This window comes from Roseibium sp. RKSG952, assembly GCF_009711355.1.
Genome location: NZ_SMMF01000658.1, coordinates 1 through 3,417 on the forward strand (window position 1 = coordinate 1; position 3,417 = coordinate 3,417).

Annotated in this window: 1 protein-coding gene and 1 pseudogene; one reads left to right on the forward strand and one right to left on the reverse strand. The window is 53.8% G+C overall.

From position 1 onward, the window contains the following. Positions 1 to 64: 64 nt before the first annotated feature. Complete coding sequence (locus tag E1297_RS03415; RefSeq protein WP_155133892.1) at positions 65 to 3,034, reverse strand: Tn3 family transposase; 2,970 nt, start codon at positions 3,032 to 3,034, stop codon at positions 65 to 67. A gap of 142 nt (positions 3,035 to 3,176) precedes the next feature. Here E1297_RS03415 and E1297_RS03420 point away from each other — a divergent pair. Further along, positions 3,177 to 3,353: pseudogene (locus tag E1297_RS03420) on the forward strand (recombinase family protein); the annotation flags it as partial. Positions 3,354 to 3,417 lie beyond the last annotated feature (64 nt).

A 3,417-nucleotide genomic window follows, 5' to 3' on the forward strand; every position in this document is an offset into this window, starting at 1 on the left:
GGCTCCGCTGTCTTTGGTTGATAAACGCCGACAACGCTAAGGTGGTACAAAACGTGAATATTAGCTAAGCAGCGCAATTAACACCGTGGAGCGTAAGTGGCCTTCGCCCTTGTTTTTTTGCCGCTTTATGCCACAGAAAGTCGCCGGAAAACGCGATGTGTTCCCAACCGGCTGGCGATGTATGGCGGAGAAGATCATCATTGATGGGGGTCTCAGATCCTCGCAGGTGCTTAATTGCATCAGACATGTAGGTCGAGTTCCAGTAAATAATGGCCGCGGTTACGAGGTTCAGCCCAGAGGCCCGGTACTGCTGGGCTTCCGGACTGCGGTCAGTCACGCGTCCCTGGCGGAATGTGTAGATGGCTTGCGCCAGCGCATTCCGTTGCTCGCCTTTGTTGAGGCCGGCTTGACACCTGCGGCGAAGAGACGGGTTCTCAAGCCAATCGAGCATGAACAAGCTGCGTTCGATTTTACCAATTTCCTGAAGGGCAATGTCCAACTTGTTCCGGCGCTCGTATGCGGCAAGTTTGCGTAAGATCATTGATGGCAAAGCATGGCCGGATTTCAAAGAGGCCATCAATTGAGTGACTTGATCCCAGTGTTCGCGAATGACATCGGTTCGGATACGTTTACCAAATAGCGGCGAAATCAAACCATAGCCAGATGGGGGTGCAATCGAAAATAGCCGCCGGTCAGGAAAGTCGCGCATGCGCGGACAAAAACGGAAGCCGAGCATCGCGCACAAGGCAAAGATGTGATCCGAAACACCACCGGTGTCCGTGTAGTGCTCGACAATCGAAAGGTCACTGCCATGGTGAAGCAATCCATCAAGAACGAAAGGCGCCTCATGGGTAGCTGCCGTGATGACTTTCACGTAAAAGGGCCCGTGCTGGTCGGAGACATGAGTGTAGAATGTGAAACCGGGATCAGTGCCATAGCGTGCGTTGATTTCGCCGCCTGACGCGCCCCGCTTCGCACCGCGGAAAAATTGTCCGTCTGAACTGGATGTCGTCCCATCGCCCCAAAGCCTGGAAATTGGCAGACGATGTTGAGCGTTGATGATCGTCGCAAGCGCCTTTCGATAGGTATCCTGCCGGATGTAGGCATCTTGCGTCCAAAAAAGCTGATCCCGGGTCACTCCTTCGCTGGCGGCGGCCATTCGCGAAATGCCAAGATTTGTGGCATTGGCCAATATGGCTGCCAGAATAGCACTTTCATTCCGGCACGGTTCTCCGGTCCGTAAGTTTGTGAAAGCTGAAAGGAAGCCGGTCTCGCGTGCAACCTCATGCAGCAATTCCGTAATCCGTATGCGTGGCATCATGGAATCTAGGCGGTCTGCAAGGTTTTCCGCCTCTCTAGGCACGGCAGACTTTACCGGCGAGATCCGAAGACGGCCGTCAACGAATTGCACGCCATCGAGCTGATTCCGTTCAACGCACCGTGCAAAGTTCTGGAGCCTGCGGTCCAGTTCACGGCCACGTTGAGAAAGCCATTCATCCGCAGTGTCCGGCAACCCCATTTCTGAGGCTACCGGAGCAGCCTCTGGTTTCGGAAGGAGATAACTATCGAACCGCCTGTAAGCAGATGACCGTTCCAGCCAAATATCACCGGAGCGCAACTTGTTGCGCAGATGTGCGAGGGTGGCAGTTTCGTATAATCGGCGGTTGATTTTGCCATCCGGGTCAACAACCAGTTTCCGCCATTCTTTCTTGAAAGGCATTGGAGCGTCTGGTGGCACTTTACGTTTGCGGGTTTTATTGAGATCGCGAAGAGTATTGATCGCAGCAACGGTTCGAGCGTTACCCCGATCTGCCTTGAAGTGGAGTGCTTCAATCAGGACCGGCGCAAATTTTCTCAAGGTTGCATAGCGGTCAGTGGCAGTTATGAGAGGGTTCACATCAGTGCTTTCAGCCAGTGCATTTACTTCACCCCTAACCTTAAACAAGTTGGTCCAACCGACTGTTTCATCAAGTAGCTCAATCGGATCAAAATCATTCTGGTGAGCCGTGGAGAGGGCATCAATCGTGCCCCGAAACAGTCTCATCAGCCTAGCCACATCCTTGGCGGTCCCCACATAGCGCCGGGATTGCTTGTTTTTTGCACGGCTGAACAGGCCGCCGACAAGCTTATCCGCCATGTCGACCGCCGCATCAGTTAACCGTTCTTCGAGATCAATCAACAGTGCTAAAAGTGTCGCCCGGCGTCTGGGCACTGTGTAACGATCGATCATGTAGGCTGGAGAAATGTATCCCTCCTGAACCAACTGCCGGTATCGGTCGCGATGCACGGCGTTTATGAGATCCGCAGGAATGTTCAGTTCCCGTATGGTGCGTAGCCGGTCGAGTATGCCCTTTACGTGATCCGGTTTTACGGCGTGTGGAAATGCCTTGAGCCAAGACAGAGGCACGACACCATTTCCGGGATCTTTGATCAACAGACTATCGAGGGCTTTCAGCTGCTCTGACCTGAGTCCGGAAAGCAGTGTGTGCGCTGTCTGTTTGCGTGCCCGCGCTCGGCCAGCCAGACCTGTCCGCTCGATCGTTGTGACGGAGGGTAAAAGTATGCCGGAATGCCGCAAGGCCTTAATAACACCAGCAGCGATGTCTAAACCTTTGTCGGTACTCCATGCGGCTTGGGCCGCTGCGTTAATCATAAACCCAACGTCCGATTTGACCGCTGGCCGCAATCCGAGAGCCTCCGAAAGCTCGAGCGCGTGGTCTGTCATTGTCTGTTCTCTACTGGCGTATTCGGAGAGAACGTTCAGTGGGATTTCCAACTGTTCGGCAATGAAGGCAACGAATTCTGTCGGTAGTCCAATAGACCCCTGCTGAACCAGTGCGAGTGTCATGCCGGGGTGGCGAAACAAGGCAAGTTGCACAGCCGCACCGAGGCGGTTGCGGTCCTCACGGCGCGGCCAAATCAGTTCGTAGTCCTTCAATTCAAATGTATAAAGCCGGGCCAGAACATCTCGGTTGACCGGGATCCCAAACAATTGTTCCCGCTCTGTGGCGTTCAGCAATTCATGTTTACGCAAGAGGCCTCCAAATCGTCCACAAACTGTTGGATGTTTTGATGGACAGAAGGCATTAAAGAGACGTATTCTCTGGACGTTTTTTAGCCAGTATCGATCGTTCTATGCGGTTGTCCACAGAACGGCCGTTTTGGAGACTGAGGCAATGGGGGACATTCTCGGATATGCCCGGGTATCGACCGGCGACCAGGACATTGCCGGACAAACCCTGCGCCTTGAACAAGCAGGTGCGGTCAGGATCTATCATGACATCAAGTCGGGAAAGAGCATGGACCGGCCGGGACTGGCAGAACTCCTGAGCTATGCCCGAAAGGGCGATACATGAGGGCATAGCGTTAGGTTCCCGCTAGACAACGCTAACAGCCCGTTGAAAAAGGCCGGTGTTT